At 71.0% G+C, this 16935-nt stretch carries 13 protein-coding genes and 1 riboswitch; of the genes, 5 read left to right on the plus strand and 8 right to left on the minus strand.

All coding sequences use genetic code 11. The features are described 5' to 3' along the window. Positions 1-19: 19 nt before the first annotated feature. Entirely contained in the window at positions 20-997 is a 978-nt protein-coding gene (locus tag ACFUPX_RS42105; RefSeq protein WP_383334675.1) for a 2-hydroxyacid dehydrogenase, read from the minus strand. After that, the gene (locus tag ACFUPX_RS42110; RefSeq protein WP_383334677.1) at positions 994-2166 is read right to left on the minus strand and encodes a lactate 2-monooxygenase; all 1173 of its coding nucleotides are present in this window, start codon (positions 2164-2166) and stop codon (positions 994-996) included. The genes ACFUPX_RS42105 and ACFUPX_RS42110 overlap by 4 nt, the downstream gene beginning before the upstream one ends. A 134-nt stretch (positions 2167-2300) precedes the next feature. Between ACFUPX_RS42110 and ACFUPX_RS42115 the strand changes: the two genes are divergently transcribed. Continuing rightward, positions 2301-3497 (plus strand): PucR family transcriptional regulator, encoded by a 1197-nt coding sequence (locus ACFUPX_RS42115; RefSeq protein WP_383334679.1) that lies wholly within the window; start codon positions 2301-2303, stop codon positions 3495-3497. A gap of 183 nt (positions 3498-3680) precedes the next feature. Then, positions 3681-4346, plus strand: a complete 666-nt coding sequence (locus ACFUPX_RS42120) for a hypothetical protein (protein WP_383334681.1) — start codon at positions 3681-3683, stop codon at positions 4344-4346. A gap of 46 nt (positions 4347-4392) precedes the next feature. Here ACFUPX_RS42120 and ACFUPX_RS42125 read toward each other — a convergent pair whose 3' ends face one another. From ACFUPX_RS42125 to ACFUPX_RS42140, 4 genes are all read right to left on the minus strand, one after another. After that, positions 4393-5520: an LLM class flavin-dependent oxidoreductase gene (locus ACFUPX_RS42125; RefSeq protein ID WP_383334683.1), complete on the minus strand. Its 1128-nt coding sequence runs from the start codon at positions 5518-5520 to the stop codon at positions 4393-4395. A gap of 15 nt (positions 5521-5535) precedes the next feature. Further along, the gene (locus tag ACFUPX_RS42130; protein ID WP_383334685.1) at positions 5536-6957 is read right to left on the minus strand and encodes an NtaA/DmoA family FMN-dependent monooxygenase; all 1422 of its coding nucleotides are present in this window, start codon (positions 6955-6957) and stop codon (positions 5536-5538) included. Positions 6958-6980: 23 nt separating this feature from the next. Next, the gene (locus ACFUPX_RS42135) at positions 6981-8237 is read right to left on the minus strand and encodes an LLM class flavin-dependent oxidoreductase (protein WP_383334687.1); all 1257 of its coding nucleotides are present in this window, start codon (positions 8235-8237) and stop codon (positions 6981-6983) included. A 78-nt stretch (positions 8238-8315) separates the two neighbouring features. Continuing rightward, positions 8316-8504 carry a putative leader peptide gene (locus ACFUPX_RS42140; RefSeq protein ID WP_383334689.1) on the minus strand — a complete coding sequence of 63 codons (189 nt, stop codon included), beginning with the start codon at positions 8502-8504 and terminating at the stop codon, positions 8316-8318. Between the two features lie 47 nt (positions 8505-8551). Then, positions 8552-8664: riboswitch (SAM riboswitch) on the minus strand. 554 nt (positions 8665-9218) lie between these two features. Between ACFUPX_RS42140 and ACFUPX_RS42145 the strand changes: the two genes are divergently transcribed. Continuing rightward, on the plus strand, positions 9219-9935 hold the full coding sequence (locus ACFUPX_RS42145) for a glutathione binding-like protein (RefSeq protein ID WP_383334691.1): 717 nt from the start codon (positions 9219-9221) through the stop codon (positions 9933-9935). 72 nt (positions 9936-10007) lie between these two features. On the opposite strand, the gene ACFUPX_RS42150 is transcribed toward ACFUPX_RS42145, so the two are convergent. After that, positions 10008-11969 (minus strand): M13 family metallopeptidase, encoded by a 1962-nt coding sequence (locus ACFUPX_RS42150; protein ID WP_383334693.1) that lies wholly within the window; start codon positions 11967-11969, stop codon positions 10008-10010. Positions 11970-12029: 60 nt separating this feature from the next. Next, positions 12030-14294, minus strand: a complete 2265-nt coding sequence (locus tag ACFUPX_RS42155) for an ATP-binding cassette domain-containing protein (RefSeq protein WP_383334695.1) — start codon at positions 14292-14294, stop codon at positions 12030-12032. A gap of 217 nt (positions 14295-14511) precedes the next feature. On the opposite strand from ACFUPX_RS42155, the gene ACFUPX_RS42160 reads away from it, so the two are divergent. After that, a complete protein-coding gene (locus tag ACFUPX_RS42160) occupies positions 14512-15657 on the plus strand; it encodes a S1 family peptidase (protein ID WP_383334697.1) in 1146 nt (381 codons plus the stop codon). Positions 15658-15838: 181 nt separating this feature from the next. Next, the gene (locus ACFUPX_RS42165; protein WP_383334699.1) at positions 15839-16813 is read left to right on the plus strand and encodes a DUF3048 domain-containing protein; all 975 of its coding nucleotides are present in this window, start codon (positions 15839-15841) and stop codon (positions 16811-16813) included. Positions 16814-16935 lie beyond the last annotated feature (122 nt).

The raw sequence follows: 16935 nt of genomic DNA on the forward strand, positions 1-16935 counted from the left end.
ACCGGCGACTGATGGGTTGTCAGGACACCACGTCCGCCAGTGGCTTGCCCTCCAGGTGGCCCACGACGTTCTGGATCGCGGCGAGACCGATGCGGACCAGCGTCTCGCGGGTCACGCCCGCGACATGCGGGGACAGCACCACGTTCGGCGCCTTGAGCAGCCGCAGCGCGGCCGTGGGCGGTTCCGGGTCGAAGACGTCGATGCCCGCCCCTGCCAGCGTGCCCGCGGTGAGCGCGTCGGCGAGGGCGTCCTGGTCGATGAGCGCGCCCCTCGACGTGTTGATGACGAAGGCCGTCGGCTTCAGGAGGGCCAGGCGTCCGGCGTCCAGGAGGTGGCGGGTGGCCTGGGTGAGCGGGGCGTGCAGCGTGACGTAGTCGGACGTGCGCAGGAGCTCGTCGAGTTCGACGTGGCGCGCGCCGCCGAGGCTGTTCTCGGTCTCCGCCGCCGCCCGCCTGGGTCCCGCGTAGACGATGCTCATGTCGAACACGACCGCGCGGCGGGCGACTTCCTCGCCGATGTGGCCGAGTCCTACGATGCCGAGCGTCTTGCCGGAGAGCTCCGTGATGGACTGCTGGAGGCGGGGCAGCGCCCAGTCGGCCTCGACGAGAGCGGTGTGCGCCGGGATCAGCTGCTTGGCGAGGGCGAGCATGAGGGCGAAGGTCTGTTCCGCCACGTTCTGCTTCTCGGCGCCGCTGGAGCCGATCGAGCAGACGGAGACGGAGCGCGCGCGGGCCGCTTCCACGTCGACGTAGTCGAAGCCGTGGCTCGCGCACTGGACGACTTCGAGGTCGGGCGCCGCGGCGATGTGTTCGGCGGTGACGGGCGCGAGGCCGGTGATGATGACGTGTGCCGCGTGCAGGGCGGCCGGATCCTCGTCGGCGGATTCCACGACAGTTACGTGCGCCGTCCCGGGCAGCAGCCCGGCCAGTGCGCCTCCCGCGGCACGGCCGCCCACGTGGGGCGAGACGATGGCGAGGACGTTCTTCACGGTGGTCATGCGGTCTCCTCGATCAGGTCGTCGGGGGTGAGCGTGGCGGGCCCCGCGTGTCCGGACAGGGCCAGGGTGAGGTCGAGTTCGGCCAGCAGACAGCGGATCACGTGGTCGACGCCCGCCTGGCCGTCGAGGCCGAGCCCGTAGGCGTACGGCCGCCCCACCAGGACGGCCTCGGCGCCGAGCGCGAGCGCCTTGAAGATGTCGTCGCCGGTGCGGATCCCGCTGTCGAACAGGACGGAGAGCCGGTCGCCGACCGCCTCCACGACGCGCGGCAGCGCGTCGGCCGCCGCCACGGAACCCGCGACCTGTCGGCCGCCGTGGTTGGAGACCACCACCCCGTCCATGCCCGCGTCGGCGGCGCGGCGCGCGTCGTCCGGGTGCAGGATGCCCTTGAGCACGATCGGGCCGTCCCAGTTCTCGCGCAGGAACGCCAGGTCCGGCCAGGTCTTCGCGGGGTCGGCGAACATGCCGACGAAGTGCATCACGGCGGCGTTCGGGTCCTCGTGCACCGGCTTGGCAAGGCCCGCCTGGAACGCGGGGTCGCTGAAGTAGTTGGCGGTGCCCACGCCGTGCAGGAAGGGCAGATACGCCTGGTCGAGGTCGCGAGGCCGCCAGGCGAGCAGCGGGGTGTCGAGCGTGACGACCAGCGCCGTGAAGCCCGAGGCCTTGGCCCGGTCCAGGAAGCTCTTGGTGACGTCACGGTCCTTGGCCCAGTACAGCTGGAACCACCGCTGCGCGTCCCCCATCTCCTTGGCGACCTGCTCCATGGGGGTGCTGGAGGCCGAGGAGAGGATGTACGGGACGCCGCGGGCCGCTGCCGCGCGTGCGGCGGCGGACTCGCCCTCCGGGTGCATGATCGACAGGACGCCTACGGGGGCGAGGGCGAGCGGCGCGGGCAGCCGGTGGCCGAGCACCTCGACGGACAGATCGCGTTCGTGCACGTCGCGCAGCATGCGCGGCACGATCCGGCGCCGTTCCAGTGCCTCCCGGTTGGCGCGGGCCGTGCTGCCGTTGCCCGCGCTCCCCGAGACATAGCCGACCGGTCCGGGACCGAGCCGCTGCTCGGTCAGCTCTTCGAGGCGCGTCAGGTCGGTGGGCAGGCGGGGTACGGCGCCCGTCATGCCGTTGAGGTAGATCTCGTACTGGAAGTCCGCCCAGTTCGGCGTCGTCATGTGAGGGTCCCGTCCGGTGGCCGTGAGACTGCTTGGGACAGCGCGAGAGGGCACTGTCTACCCGACGATCCTTGCCACAGTGACAAGCCCCGTCCATGGTCGTACGCACTCTTTTCCGATGGGACCATCACCTTGTGACAAACAAGCGGGAACGCGTCCGCCAACAACTCCTGACCGATCCCCGCCTCGTCGAGGCGGTCGTCGACGCGGTGCACGAGCAGGTTCCGGCCTACACGGCGCTCGACGGCGGCAGGCTCCCCGAGGTGCGGGCCATCGCGGCGTGGGCGACGGACCGTCTCCTCGACCACTGGGTCACGGGCGGCGCGATCGGCGACGCGGATCTGCGGCGCTTCAGGGGGATCGCGGCGGCGCGCGCGGCGGACGGCCGTCCCTTGCAGGCCGTCCTTCGCGCCTACCGGGTCGCGGCAGCGGTGCTCACGGACGAGGTCGCGGCCCGCGCGCCGCAACTGTCCGCGAAGGACGCCTTCGCGCTCGCCCAGCTCCTTCTCACCGCCATGGACACCATCTCCGAGGAGATGACGACGGCGTACGCGGCCACCAGCGAGCGCCTCACGGGCGACCGGGACAGGTCGCTGCAACTGCTGCTCGACGACCTGATCGCCGGCCGGCACGCGTCGCTGGGCACGCTCGGCGCGAGGGCGGCACGACTTGGGGTGCAACTCCCGGAGCGTTACAGCCTGTTGGTGGCGGAACCGGTGGATGCCAAGGCCATGGACGGCGGCCCGTCCGACATCTCGCTCACCGCGTCGACCGCGCTGCTCACGGCTCTCGGGGGCGACGCGGCCCACGGCACATCCCTGGCGACGACGCACGGTTCGCGCGCCGTCCTGCTCCTTCCTGCCGCGTCCGCCGACGCCGTACCGGACGTCCTGCGCAGGCACGCCCTGCGCGGCTGCGTCATCTCGGGTGAAAGTCTGGACCGCGTCGCGGTCGCCCACCGCCTGGCCACGGGCGCCCTGGACACCGCTCCCCCGCACGCCCACCACACCGACCGGGTCCTCACCGACGCCGACGCGCACGTCCTTGCCCTGCTCGCGGGCCACCCCGTGGTGAGCCCCGACCAGATCGGCCGCATCGTCCTCGGCCCCCTCGTCGACGGCGCCCGGCGCCACCTCCTGGAAGCGCTCACCGCGTACATCGACACCGGCTCCGCCAACGCCGCCGCCCGCGCACTCCACCTCCACCCGCAGTCCGTGCGCTACCGCCTGCGCCGCGTCCGCGACCTCACCTCCCGCGACCCCCAGGACCCGTGGCAGCGCCTCACCCTGGACATCGCGCGCACGATCGTGCTCGGGGGCCGCAGCGGATAGGGACCCATCCGGTACTGCGCGCGGTAGCTCCTGCCCCGGCGCGCGGCCCTGGGATAACGCCCCAGCGCACGCGGCGGATTCACCTATCCGGACCGACTGCTTCCGCCACCGTTGTGCCGCTCTCGCCGATCACGCGAACCTCGTGACATCGGCTGGCGCCCGCGTGGCGCCGAGAGGAGACACATGCCCAGGTCGTTCAGCGGCGAGGAATTCCTTCAGGCACTCGCGTCGGACTCGGTCCGCGAGAAACCCGTGATCGTAGGGATGGTCAAGCAGTCCGAGGAGGCCGCGGACAGCGTCCAGTTCGCTCCCGGCACGACATGTCAGGACTGGACGACCATCCCCGTGGCCCTCATCGACCGGGTGGAGCTGCTGCGGCAGGTGCCCTGCGACGAGCACACGCACAGCCTCGTCCAGCTCACCCTCAAGGAGTCCGACTCCCCCGAACACGCCGTTCTGGCCACGCTCCTGGGCCACTACGCGCGCATGGGCGCCGCCGCTCCCTCACCCTCACCGTGCGCGGCGTCGGCGCACGCCCAGCCCGCTCAGCGGGGCCCGGCGCCTCAGGGCCCGGTTCCCTCACCTCAGGGCCCGGCTCCCAAGGGCCCGGCGGCCGGCTCCCTCACCTGGGGCGTCGCCCCGCAGGGCACACCGCCCCAGGCCACGCCGCAGGCCCAGGCCCAGTGCGTGGACGGCAGCTCGGCCTGTGTGAGCGACGGGTACGGGGGCTTCACCTGCCTGGCGTGCTGTCACGGCTACTGGAGCGACATCGGCCCCTGCCTCTACGGCAAGTGGTTCGGCTGCAACGGCGTCAACTACAACGCGTACAACTGCTGGCCCATCGCGTGACCGCGACCGTCCGCCGGGCGCGTGAAGCCCGGCGGACGGACACACGTCACCTGCGCCGCCACTCCTCGGCGAGCAGTTCGTAGGAGCGCACCCGGTCCGCGTGGCCGTGGGTGATGGTCGTGATGAGCAACTCGTCGGCGCCGGTGGCCTCCTGGAGCTGTTCCAGGAGGTCCGCGACGCGCCCCGGGGTGCCGGTGAACTGGGTGTCGGTGCGGTCCCGCACCAGCGCACGGTCCGCGTCGGTCCAGTGGTGCCTCCGCGCCTCTTCCGGCGTCGGGTACTGGATGGCGCCCTCGGCATTGCGGATGCTGCGCACCCACGGGGCGTAGCCCGCGGCGAGTTCGCGGGCGGTCTCGTCGTCCTCTGCGACGACGACGTCCGCGGAGACGGTGACGTAGGGCTTGTCGAGTACGTCGGACGGCTGGAACGCGGCGCGGTAGCCCTCCGCGGCTTCGAGCACCGTACCCGGACTGACGTGGTAATTCGCCGCGAAGGGCAGTCCGTTGCGGCCCGCGACGTCCGCGCTCTGGCCGCCGCTGCTGCCCAGGATCCACACCTGGATGTCGGCGCCCTCGCCGGGGACGACGTGCGCCTCGATGCCGTCCGCGGAGCGATACGTCCCCGCGAGCAGCGCCAGGATGTCGTCGATCTGCTCCCCGTAGTCCTGCGACTCGGCGTTCGGGAGCTGGAGCAGCTTGCGCTGGAGGGCGACGCGGGGCGAGCCCAGCAGATGCTCGTAGGAGAAGCGCGGCGGGATCCGCAGCCCGTTGGGGGCGCGGCCGTCGACGACGGGGGTAGCGGTCGGCGTCGGAGCGGCGGACGTTGCCGGCGGCTTGCCGCCCGAGCGGCCGAGCCCGAGGTCCAGGCGCCCGGGATGCAGGGCGTCGATCAGGCCGAACTCCTCGACCGTGGACAGAGCGGTGCGGTGACCGAGCTGTACGGCCCCTGCCCCCAGCCGGATCGTCGAGGTCGCGGCGGCGGTCAGGGCGAGGACGACCGCGGGCGATGTGCCGGCCACGCCCGGGTTGAGGTGATGCTCGGCGAACCAGTAGCGGGCGTAGCCGAATCGCTCGGTCTGCCGGGCCAGGTCGATGGAGTTGTGCAGCGCCTTGGCCGCGGTGGAGCCGGACGAGACCGGGACCAGGTCGAGGACGCCGAGAGGGATGGATGACATGTGCGGTGGACCTCCTCAGTGGTCGGCGGGTACGGGCTCGCGGGTGGGCACGGGCGCGGGTTCGGAGAAGCGCGCCCCGGTGTCAGGGTGGGCGAGACCGAGGTGGTCGCGCAGGGTGGTGCCCTCGTACTCCTTGCGGAACACGCCACGCTCCTGGAGCAGCGGGACCACGGTGTCGGCGAAGGCGTCGAGGCCGCCGGGGGTGATGTGCGGGACGAGGATGAAGCCGTCGGAGGCGTCGGCCTGGACGAAGGAGTTGATCGTCTCGGCGACGGTGGAGGGGGAGCCGACGAAGGACTGGCGGTTGCCGGTCTCGATGACGAGGTCACGGATGGACCACTTGTTGGCGGCGGCGAGCTCGCGCCACTCCCGGGCGGTGGCCAGCGGGTCGCGGTACATCCGCACCTGGGCACGCCCGCGGGCGATGGTGTGTTCGCCGATGTCCGGGTCGATGTCGGGCAGCGGGCCCTCCGGGTCGTACGCGGAGAGGTCGCGGTTCCAGACGAACTCCAGGTGCTTGATGGCGGTGGCGCCGCTGACCTGCTTGCGCCGCACCTCGCGGGAGAGTTCCTCGGCCTCGGTGTCCGTGTCCCCGAGGACGAAGGTCGCGGCGGGCAGGATCAGGAGCTGGTCGTGGGTGCGGCCGTGGCGGGCCAGGCGGCCCTTGACGTCCGTGTAGAACTCCTGGCCTTCCTTGAGCGTGCTGTACCGGCTGAAGATCGCGTCCGCGCCGGCGGCCGCGAACTCGCGCCCCTCCTCCGAATCGCCCGCCTGGAAGACGACCGGACGTCCCTGCGGGCTGCGCGGGACGTTGAACTGCCCCTGGATGTCGAAGTGTTGCCCTTGGTGGACGAAGGCTCCCGCTTGCGCGTCGCGCAGGAAGGTGCCGCTCTCCTGGTCGGCGACGATCTCGTCCCCGCGCCAGGAGTCGAACAGCTCGTTCGCCGTGCCGAGGAATTCCTTCGCCCGGGAGTACCGCTCCTCCTGCGGGAGGAAGCCCCCGCGGCGGAAGTTCTCGCCGGTGAAGGCGTCCCAGGAGGTCACGACGTTCCAGGCGGCGCGGCCACCCGAGAGATGGTCCAGGCTGGCGAACTGCCGGGCCACTTCGTAGGGCTCGTTGAACGTGGAGTTGATGGTGCCGGTCAGGCCGAGGTGTTCGGTGACGGCGGCGAGCGCGGTGAGGACGGCGAAGGTGTCGGGGCGGCCGACGACATCCAAGTCGTAGATCTTGCCGCCCTGTTCGCGCAGCCGCAGCCCCTCGGCGAGGAACAGGAAGTCGAACTTGGCGCGCTCGGCGGTCCGTGCGAAGTGCGCGAAGGAGCTGAACTCGATGTGGCTTCCGGCCTCGGGGTCGCTCCATACGGTGGTGTTGTTGACGCCGGGGAAGTGCGCCGCGAGGTGGATCTGCTTGAGCGGCTTGTCCGGTGACTTGCTCATGACGGGGTTCCTTCCGGTCCGGCTCAGGCGGTGGCGGCGTAGCGGCTCGCGGGGCGCTGGAGGCCGAGGAGTCCGCGCAGGGTGTCGGCTTCGTACGCGTGCCGGAAGGCGTCGCGGCGCTGGAGTTCGGGCACGAGACCCCGGGTGATCGCCGGGAGGTCGTGGCCGACGACGGCGGGACGCAGCCGGAATCCGGACAGCCCGGCGCCGGCCAACTCCCGAAGCAGGTCGGCCAGTTGGGCGGGTGTTCCGGTGAACACCCGCGCGTCGCTGGTGTACGGCTGACCGGCGAGGGCGTCCAGACGCTCCCTGCGGGCTTCGGCGGCGCCCGGGTCGTCGTCGAGGAACACCACCAGGTCCCCGAAGAGATGCAGGGGCTCGTCGGCCCGCCCTGCGGCGTCCTGTTCCGCTCGCACCGCCGTGACGATGGCGTGTGCGTGCCCGGCGTCGCGCGGGGTGACGTATCCGATGTCGGCCGAGCGGCCGAGGAGCCGGAACGGGGCGTCGGTGGGCGTCTCGTGGGCGAGCGCGCTGACGAGAGGGCGGCCCTGCGGCGGCCGGGGCGTGATCGAAGGGCCCTTGACGCTGAAGTGCTTGCCCTCGAAGTCGATGTAGTGGAGCTTGTCGCGGTCGACGAAACGGCCGGTGGCGACGTCCCTGATCTCCGCGTCGTCCTCCCAGCTGTCCCAGAGCCTGCGCACGGCTTCGACGTGGTCGGCCGCCTCGTCGAAGAGGTCGAAGGTCAACTCCCGTACGTCCGGCCTGCCGAGGTCCTCGACGGAATCGAGGGCGGGAAGCGTGCGGCGTCCGAAGTGCGCGGCCTCGTTCCGACGCGCGGACACCTGCACCCGTACGCCTGCGCGGCCCTCACTGACGTAGTCGAGCGTGGCGATCGCCTTGGATATGTGGAAGGGCTCCGTGTGGGTGGCCACCACGGTCGGCACGAGGCCGATGTGGCTGGTCAGCGGGGCGACACGGGCGGCGATGAGGACGGCGTCGAGCCGCCCTCTGACCTGGTCCGTGCGTCCGTCGGGTTCGGTGAAGTGCGAGGACTGGAGTCCGAGCCCGTCCTCGATCGTCACGAAGTCGAGCAGACCGCGTTCGGCCTCGGTGACCAAGTCCGCCCAGTACTGAGCGGTGAGCAACTCCCGTGGGCGGGACGCCGGTTCGCGCCAGGCGGCCGGGTGCCAGCCCGCGCCGTCGAGCGCGACGGCGAGGTGCAGCGCGGTGGAAGGAGCGGGAGCGGGCAGGGCGGATGAAGGTGAAGGTGATGACGACACGACAGGAGTGCCTTCCTGATTCGACCGTACGAGTACACCGGCCCCTCGGCTCCGAGGGTGCGGCGGCGGGGTGACGGGTCAGGAACGACAGAGCGCGCCGGCGACGCGCTGGAGGTCGATGTGCGGCCGGGAGTACAGATGCACCTGGCGGCTCGGGGCGATCACCAGGACACGCGGGGCGGGCACCGAGAAGTGCTCGGTGGACGCCAGGCAGTGCGGGGCGGGCGCAAGGAAGTGCTGCGCGGGCACGGGCGGCACCAGTGGCACGTCCGTCACCTCCGCCCTTCCGGCCCGGCGGGCCCTGGGCCCCACCGGTCTCGCGCTTGCGGGGCCCGGACGGGCACCGCCTGGTCCTCACCTGGAGCACCCCGCCGCGTGGGAGGGTTGCCGGTCAGCAAGCCAGGGCTTGACGCTGACACTCGTAACCTGCTCGGGGACGTTACGTGAGGTCGTAGCCGTGCGCAATGCCCGTCGATCATGGGCGTACTCACATCGCCGTACGTGCCTCGTCGTCCGTCTCCGTCAGGGACAACCGCCGGGCCACTCCTTCTGTTCCGCTTCCCGGCCGCGACTTCCACGGCCTTCTTGACGGCGCCGGACAACCGGCCCAGACTTCCGGGGAAGGTCACGACGGTGAGCGCCCGCCCGGCAGAGTCCCTGCCCGAGCGGGTCATCGGCCCCGGACACAGCGGGCTTCAACGGGCTTCAACGGCAGGGCTGGTGGACATGTCCAGGGCGGTCGGTGAGCGGAACAGCACCCGGCGACCTTCGCTGTCCGTGCCCAGGCCCCGCCCCCGCGTCCTGACCAGACGGCTGCACATCGACCTGCTGCGTGTCTGCAGCGCATCGGTTCCAGCGGAGTGACATCCACGCACCAGATGTGACGTCCACGCAGGAGAGACGTCTCCCCCTCTCCCTCCGCTGTGCCACCGGCGCCCGCGCGCGGCCGGTGTCCCCTCACCCGTCTGGAGAGCCAGAGCCATGCCCGAGACCACGTCGCCCCGCTCCCGCCCCGCTTCCCCCAAGGATGCGCGCTCGCCTCGCGGTGTCTGTCCCGCGCCGATCCGCAGCCGCATCGGCGCCGACCTGGCGGGCGGCTTCTATCCGGCCCCTCACCGCTATCACTTGTATCTCTCGGCGGGATGTCCCCGTTCCCTGCGCGTCTCGATCACCCTCGATCTGCTCGGACTCAGGGACGCGGTCACGACGACGCTCCTGACACCGGACACGGCGACGGCTGCGTTCGACTCGCTCCACCGCTATTACGAGGCCACCGAGCACCACTTCGACGGCCCGCTGACCGTTCCCGCCCTGTGCGACCGGTGGAGCGGGCACGTCGTCAGCAATCACACGCCCGACATCCTGCGCGACCTCGCCTGCCGCCTGGCCGCGCACGGCAGCGGCCCGCTCACCCTCCTGCGCCCGCCGTCCCTGGCAGGACGGATCGACGCCTGGCACGAACGCCTCGCCGCGCCTTTCACCCCCACCACGCTGGCCCGGCTCGACCACCGCCTGGCCTCCCACTCGTACGTCGTGGGCGACGAACTCACCGCGGCGGACGTCCACTTGTGGGCGACGCTCACCCACCTACCCCCGAGCGAGACCGAGGCCACGCACCCCTACCCCCACGTCCGCGCCTACGTCCGCCGTCTGCGCGAACACCCGGCGTTCTCCGCCGACCACGGCACGGCGGACTGACGAGGAGGACGACCGGGGCGGGCCGCACGGACCACCGGCGGCCGCGGCGCGAGCACCGCGGCCGCCGCGACGTCACCAGATCCGGACGCGCTCCTCCCGGTCCAGCCAGAGCCCGTCGCCCTGCGCCGTCCCGAACGCCTCGTGGAACTCGTCCAGGTTGCGGACGATGTTGGCCCGGAACTCCGGCGGCGAGTGCGGGTCGATGGTGAGGTACTGCTGCTCCTGCTCCTTGCGGCGCTTGGTGCGCCAGCAGTAGGCCCAGTTCATGAAGAGCCGCTGGGAGCCGGTCGTGCCGTCGCTCGTGGGCATCGGACCGCCGTTGAGAGCGATCTTGTACGCCGTGTGCCCGATGGTCAGACCGCCCAGGTCGCCGATGTTCTCGCCCACGGTCAGCGATCCGTTGACGAACTCGTCGGGCAGGTTGCGCGGCGAGAAGGCGTCGTACTGCTTGACCAGCGCCTTCGACTTCGCCTCGAACGCGGTCTTGTCGGCGGCGGTCCACCAGTCGTTGAGATTGCCCGCGCCGTCGTACTGCGCGCCCTGGTCGTCGAAGCCGTGGCCGATCTCGTGGCCGATGACCGAGCCGATGCCGCCGTAGTTCTCGGCGGGGTCGGCGTCGGGCGAGAAAAACGGCTTCTGCAGGATGCCCGCGGGGAAGCAGATCTCGTTGGTGCCCGGGTTGTAGTACGCGTTGACCGTCTGCGGCAGCATGAACCACTCGTCGCGGTCGACCGGGGAGCCGATCTTGGCGAGCTGCCGGTCGGACTCGAAGGCGTCCGCCGCGTGCGCGTTGCCGAGCAGGTCGTCGGGGGACACCTCCAGCGCCGAGTAGTCGCGGAAGCTGTCCGGGTAGCCGATCTTGGGACGGAACGTGGCGAGCTTCTCGTACGCCCGCTCCTTCGTCTCGTCCGTCATCCAGTCCAGGCGGGCGATCGACTGGCGGTAGGCCTCCAGGAGGTTGGCGACGAGGTCGTCCATCATCGCCTTGGAGCTCGGCGGGAAGTGCCGCGCCACGTACTCCTTGCCGACGGCCTCACCGATGGAGCCCTCGACGAAGCCGACCGCACGCTTCCACCGGGCGCGCAGCTCCGGCGTGCCGTTGAGGGTGCGGCCGTAGAACTCGAAGTTGTTCCGGACGAACGCGTCCGTGAGGTACGGAGCACACGAGCGGAGCACCCGGACCAGCGCCCAGTCCCGCCACTGCTCGATCGGCACCTCGTCGAGGACCGCGGACAGGTGACGGAAGTAGGACGGCTGGCGCACGCACGTCTCGGCGATGGTGGCGTCCGAGCCGCCGAGCCCCTCGGCATAGGCGCGCCAGTCGAAGTGCGGTGCCAGGGTGGTCAGTTCGTGCAGCGTGAGGAGGTTGTAGGTCTTCTGTACGTCGCGGGTCTCGGACCGCTCCCAGTGACCGGCGGCGAGCCGCGTCTCCAGGGCGAGGACCGTCTGCGCGGCCTCGGCGGGCGAGGCGTGCTGACCGAGGGTGAGGAGTTCGGTGAGGTAGCCGACGTACTTCTCGCGGATCTCGGCGAACTTCTCTTCGCGGTAGTACGACTCGTCGGGCAGGCCGAGCCCGCCCTGGAGGACGTTGAAGAGGTAGCGGTCGGAGTCGCGGTCGTCCGAGTCGATGTAGGTACCGAAGAGACCGGAGCCGCCGGTCCGCTCGAAACGGCCGAGGAACGCCGCGAGCCCCCGGGTGTCCCGCAGCCCCGCGACGGCGTCGATCAGGGGCTGCGCCGGGGCGAGCCCGCGGGCGGCGATCGTCTCCTCGTCCATGAAGGAGGCGTACAGCGTGGCGATCTTGCGCGCGTCGTCCGGGACGGCGCCGGACGACGCGGCCGACGCGAGGTCCTGGATGATCACCTTCACTTGTTCCTCGGCCGTGTCGACCAACTGCACAAAGGGGCCCCAGCTGGAGCGATCCTCGGGGATCGGCTCGTTCTCCAGCCAGTGACCGTTGACGTGGCCGAACAGGTCGTCCTGCGGCCGGATCTCAGGGTTCATGCCCGCGCGGGCGTCATCCAGCATGCTCATTCACGCACCCTACGCGGACAGCGGGCCCGAGCACGATCGGCTTGTCGCCGCGGGGCCGCCTCAGCCCCCGACGTACTCCCGCAGGTGCTGCGCCGTCACGGTCCGCGCTTCGGCCACCAGGGTCGCGGGAGTGCCCGTGAACACCACCCGGCCGCCGTCGTGACCGCCGCCGGGGCCGATGTCGATGATCCAGTCGGCGTGCGCCATGACCGCCTGGTGGTGCTCGATGACGACCACCGAGTTGCCGTCGTCGACGAGCCGGTCCAGGAGCGCGAGCAGCTTGTCCACGTCGGCCAGGTGCAGTCCGGTGGTCGGTTCGTCCAGGACGTACGTCGATGACTTCTCGGCCATGTGGATCGCGAGCTTGAGGCGCTGGCGCTCACCCCCGGAGAGGGTGTTGAGCGGCTGGCCGAGTCGCAGATAGCCGAGCCCGACATCGCTGAGGCGCCCCAGGATGGTGTGCGCCTGACCCGAGGGGAAGAAGTCGTACGCCTCGGCGACCGACATCCCCAGGACCTCGCTGATGTTCTTGCCGCGCAGCCGGTAGGTGAGGACCTCGGCCGTGAACCGCTCGCCCTCGCAGGCCTCGCAGATGGACGCCACGCCGGCCATCATCGCCAGGTCGGTATAGATGAGCCCGATGCCGTTGCACTTGGGGCAGGCGCCCTCGGAGTTCGCGCTGAACAGCGCCGCCTTGACGCCGTTGGCCTTGGCGAAGGCGGTGCGGATCGGGCCGAGCAGTCCGGTGTAGGTCGCCGGGTTCGAGCGGCGCGAGCCGCGGATCGGCGACTGGTCGGCGACCACGACGCCGTCGCGCCCGGAGAGATAGCCGTGGATCAGGGAGCTCTTGCCGGACCCGGCGACCCCGGTGACCACGGCGAGCACCCCGAGCGGGATGTCGACCTCGACGTCCTTGAGGTTGTGCAGATCGGCGCCCTTGATGGACAGCTGCCCCTTGGGCACGCGCACCTGCTCGCGCAGCTGGGCCCGGTGCCCCAGATGCCGCCCGGTCAGCGTGCCGGAGGCGCGGAGCCCCGCCACGTCGCCGGTGAAGCAGATCTCGCCGCCCGCCGTGCCGGCCCCCGGGCCGAGGTCCACCACATGGTCGGCGATGGCGATGACCTCGGGCTTGTGCTCCACCACGAGCACCGTGTTGCCCTTGTCGCGCAGCCGGATCAGGAGGTCGTTCATGCGGCGGATGTCGTGCGGGTGCAGGCCGATGGTCGGCTCGTCGAAGACGTACGTCACGTCGGTGATGCTGGAGCCGAGATGGCGGACCATCTTCACCCGCTGCGCCTCGCCGCCGGAGAGCGATCCCGAGGTGCGGTCCAGGCTCAGATAGCCGAGCCCGATCTCGACCAGCGATTCGAGCAGCTCGCGCAGGCTCGCGATGAGCGGCGCGACCGCGGGGTCGTCGAGTCCGCGTACGAAACCGGCCAGATCGCTGATCTGCATCGACGAGCAGTCCGCGATGTTCAGGCCGTCGATCCGCGACGAGAGCGCGGCCGCGGTCAGGCGCGTGCCCGCGCAGAGCGGGCACCGGGCGAACACCACGGCCCGGTCCACGAAGGCCTTGATGTGGGACTGGAGCGCGTCGCGGTCCTTGGCGAGCCAGGTCCGCTGCATCTTGGCGATCAGGCCTTCGTACGTGAAGCCGTTCGAGCCCACCTTCACCTTGACCGGGGCCTTGTGCAGCAGGTCGGCCCACTCCTGTTCGGTGAAGTCCTTGAGCTTCTTGTCGGGGTCGTGGAAACCGGAGTTGACCAGGATCTGCCAGCCCCAGGAGTCCACCGCGTAGTACGGGACGGTGATCGCGCCCTCGTTCAGCGAGAGCTCACGGTCCAGGAGCTGGTCGACGTCGATCGTGGAGGCCTCGCCGGTGCCCTCGCACTGGGGGCACATGCCTTCGGGCAGATTGAAGCTGAAGGCGCCCGACGTGCCTATGTTCGGGACGCCGAGGCGGCTGAAAATGATCCTCAGCATGGTGTAGGCGTCGGTCGCGGTGCCCACCGTGGAGCGCGAGTTGGCGCCCATCCGCTCCTGGTCGACGACGATCGCCGCGCTGAGATTGCGCAGGCCGTCCACGTCGGGGCGGCCCTGGCTCGGCATGAAGGACTGGATGAACGCGGTGTACGTCTCGTTGATCAGCCGCTGCGACTCGGCGGCGATGGTGCCGAAGACGAGCGAGGACTTTCCGGAGCCCGAGACTCCGGTGAAGACGGTGAGCCGGCGCTTGGGGATGTCGAGCGAGACGTCGCGCAAGTTGTTCTCGCGGGCGCCTCGCACCTGAATCACGTTGTGGCTGTCGGCGGGGGTGACCGTCACTGATGCTCCTTGGCCTGAACCGGGCGGAAGGAAAAGCGTACACCGTACCCAGTCTGTGGCTCACATTGTTTTCCGGCATCAATTGCCGGTCGATGGCGCCGAGTTGGTATGGACATGACCGCCAGGCCGCTCTTATGCTCCGCCTGAACTCATCGTGAGAGCGCTCTCATCACCCTGTTCCTCCCCACCCCGATGGAACGACAGAAAGGGCACTGCCATGAGACGCAGAACCGGAGTCCGCATCGCCTGCTCCTCCTTGCTCCTGGTCGGCACCTGGGCGAGCGCCGCACTCGCCCCCACCGCGAGCGCCGCCCCCGCACCCTCCGCTCCCCCGGCGTCCGCCGGCATGCTCACCGCCTTGCAGGACGACCTCGGGCTCACCGCCGGTCAGGCGCGCGAGCGCCTCGCCTCCGAGAAGAGCGCGATACGCGTCGACCGCGCGGCGCAGCGGGCCGCCGGATCGACGTACGCCGGATCCTGGTACGAGGCGGCCACCGGAAAGCTGACCGTCGCCACCACCAGCGCGGGCAGGACCGACGCCCTGCGCGAGACCGGCGCCACCGTCCGCGTGGTCCGCCACAGCGCGAAGGAACTGGACGCGGCCAAGGAACGCATCGACGCCCTGTCCGCCCCCAAGGGCGTCAGCAGTTGGCACGTGGCGCCTCGGAGCAACAAGGTCGTGGTGAGCGTCGTCGCCGCTCAGAAGGACGACAACGATGTCCAACGCTTCGTCGAGCGCGCCAGGAAGGCGGGCCCCGTCCAGGTCGAGACGGTCGGCAAGGCGCCGAGCACCTTCGCCGCAGGGACCGTGGGCGGCGACCCGTACTACACCGGCAACGTCCGCTGTTCCATCGGCTTCTCGGTGCACGGAGGGTTCGTCACCGCAGGGCACTGCGGGCAGGCGGGGGCCGCGGTGCGCGGCTGGGACAACTCGAACATCGGCAACTTCCAGGGCTCTTCGTTCCCCGACAACGACTACGCGTACGTCAGCGTGGGCAACGGCTGGTGGACCGTGCCGGTCGTCCTCGGCTGGGGCACCGTCTCCGACCAGCTGGTCCGCGGCTCGGCCGAGGCTCCGATCGGAGCCTCGATCTGCCGCTCCGGCTCCACCACGCACTGGCACTGCGGCTCCGTGCTCGCCAAGAACGAGACGGTGAACTACAGCCAGGGCGCCGTCCACCAGATGACCAAGACGAGCGTCTGCGCCGAACCGGGCGACTCCGGCGGCTCGTTCATCAGCGGCGACCAGGCCCAGGGCGTCACGTCGGGCGGCTGGGGCAACTGCAGCGGCGGTGGCGAGACCTGGCACCAGCCGATCAACGAGATCCTCGGGCGGTACGGACTGACCCTGCACACCGCCTGACGGCGGCGGAGCGTGCCGGGCCCGCGGGAGGGCCCGGCACGTACGCCGCTGCGGTGAGTCGTGGCGGCTGGATGGCCCTAACCGGGTTCGCCGCGGGCGCCCCGGAGGAAGGACTGCCGCTGCCACTGCAAGGAACGACTGGTCCCGGAACCACGCGTTCGGGGACGAACGGAGAACCGCGATGACAGCTAGGGCCCGGCGCCGCACCCGCATCGGCACCAGACTCCTCGCCACGGTCGCCGTGGGCGCGCTCCTCATGGGAGCCGCGCACGAGAGCGCACCGGCGGACGCCGGAGCCCCGCCCGGCGACCGGTCGCCCTTCACGGGGGTGAGCGCCGCCCGGGGCCCGGTGCTCGCGGTGAAGTTCGACAACGCGCGCATGGCGCGGCCGCACACCGGTCTCGCCCAGGCGGACATCGTCTACGTGGAGAAGGTCGAGGGCGGCATGAGCCGCCTGATGGGCGTGTACTCCAGCCGCCTGCCGAAGTACGTGGGCCCGGTGCGCAGCGCCCGGGAGTCCGACGTCGAGCTGCTGCGGCAGTTCGGCCGCCCCGCCCTGGCCTACTCGGGGGTGCGCAGCTCGCTCAACAAGATGCTCAAGCGTTCCCCGCTGTACGTCCGCTCGCACGGCCGCCTCCCGGGTGCCTACTTCCGCAGCTCCGCCCGCCCCGCCCCGCACAACCTCTTCGTCCGCCCCGGTGCCGTCCTGCGCTCGGCGCCCAAGGCCGACATCCCCGGCGACGTCGGCTTCCGCTTCGGTCCTGCCCCGGCCGGCGGCGCCCACGCCACGTCGCGGACCGTCCGCTACGCGTCGGCCAGCCACACCTTCAGCTGGTCGCCCCAGGAGCACCGCTGGCTCGCGTCCTTCGACGGGGTCCCGGCGCGCAGCACCTCGGGGGCGCGGCTCGGCGCGAAGACGATCGTGATCCAGTACGTGGACATGCCTCCGTCGCGCTACAAGGACGTCAACGGCGCGGCGACGCCGTACATCAAGACCGTCGGCAGCGGCAGGGCGACCGTCCTGCGGGGCGGCAAGGCGTACAAGACCCACTGGAAGCGGTCCAGTGCCACGGGCGGCACGACCTTCACCCGCTCCAACGGAGAGCGGATGCCCTTCGCGCCCGGCCAGGTGTGGATGGTCTTCGCGGACCGCTGACCTGCCGCGCGCCCGCCCGGGACAGGCGTCAGCCCGGTGACCGTGTTAGGTCACCGGGCTGACGTGCGTACTCCTCACGGAGCGTCAGGTGCGCAGCCGCGTACGGACACCCGCTCCCGGTG

The organism is Streptomyces sp. NPDC057302 (assembly GCF_042667685.1).
GTDB lineage: Bacteria > Actinomycetota > Actinomycetes > Streptomycetales > Streptomycetaceae > Streptomyces.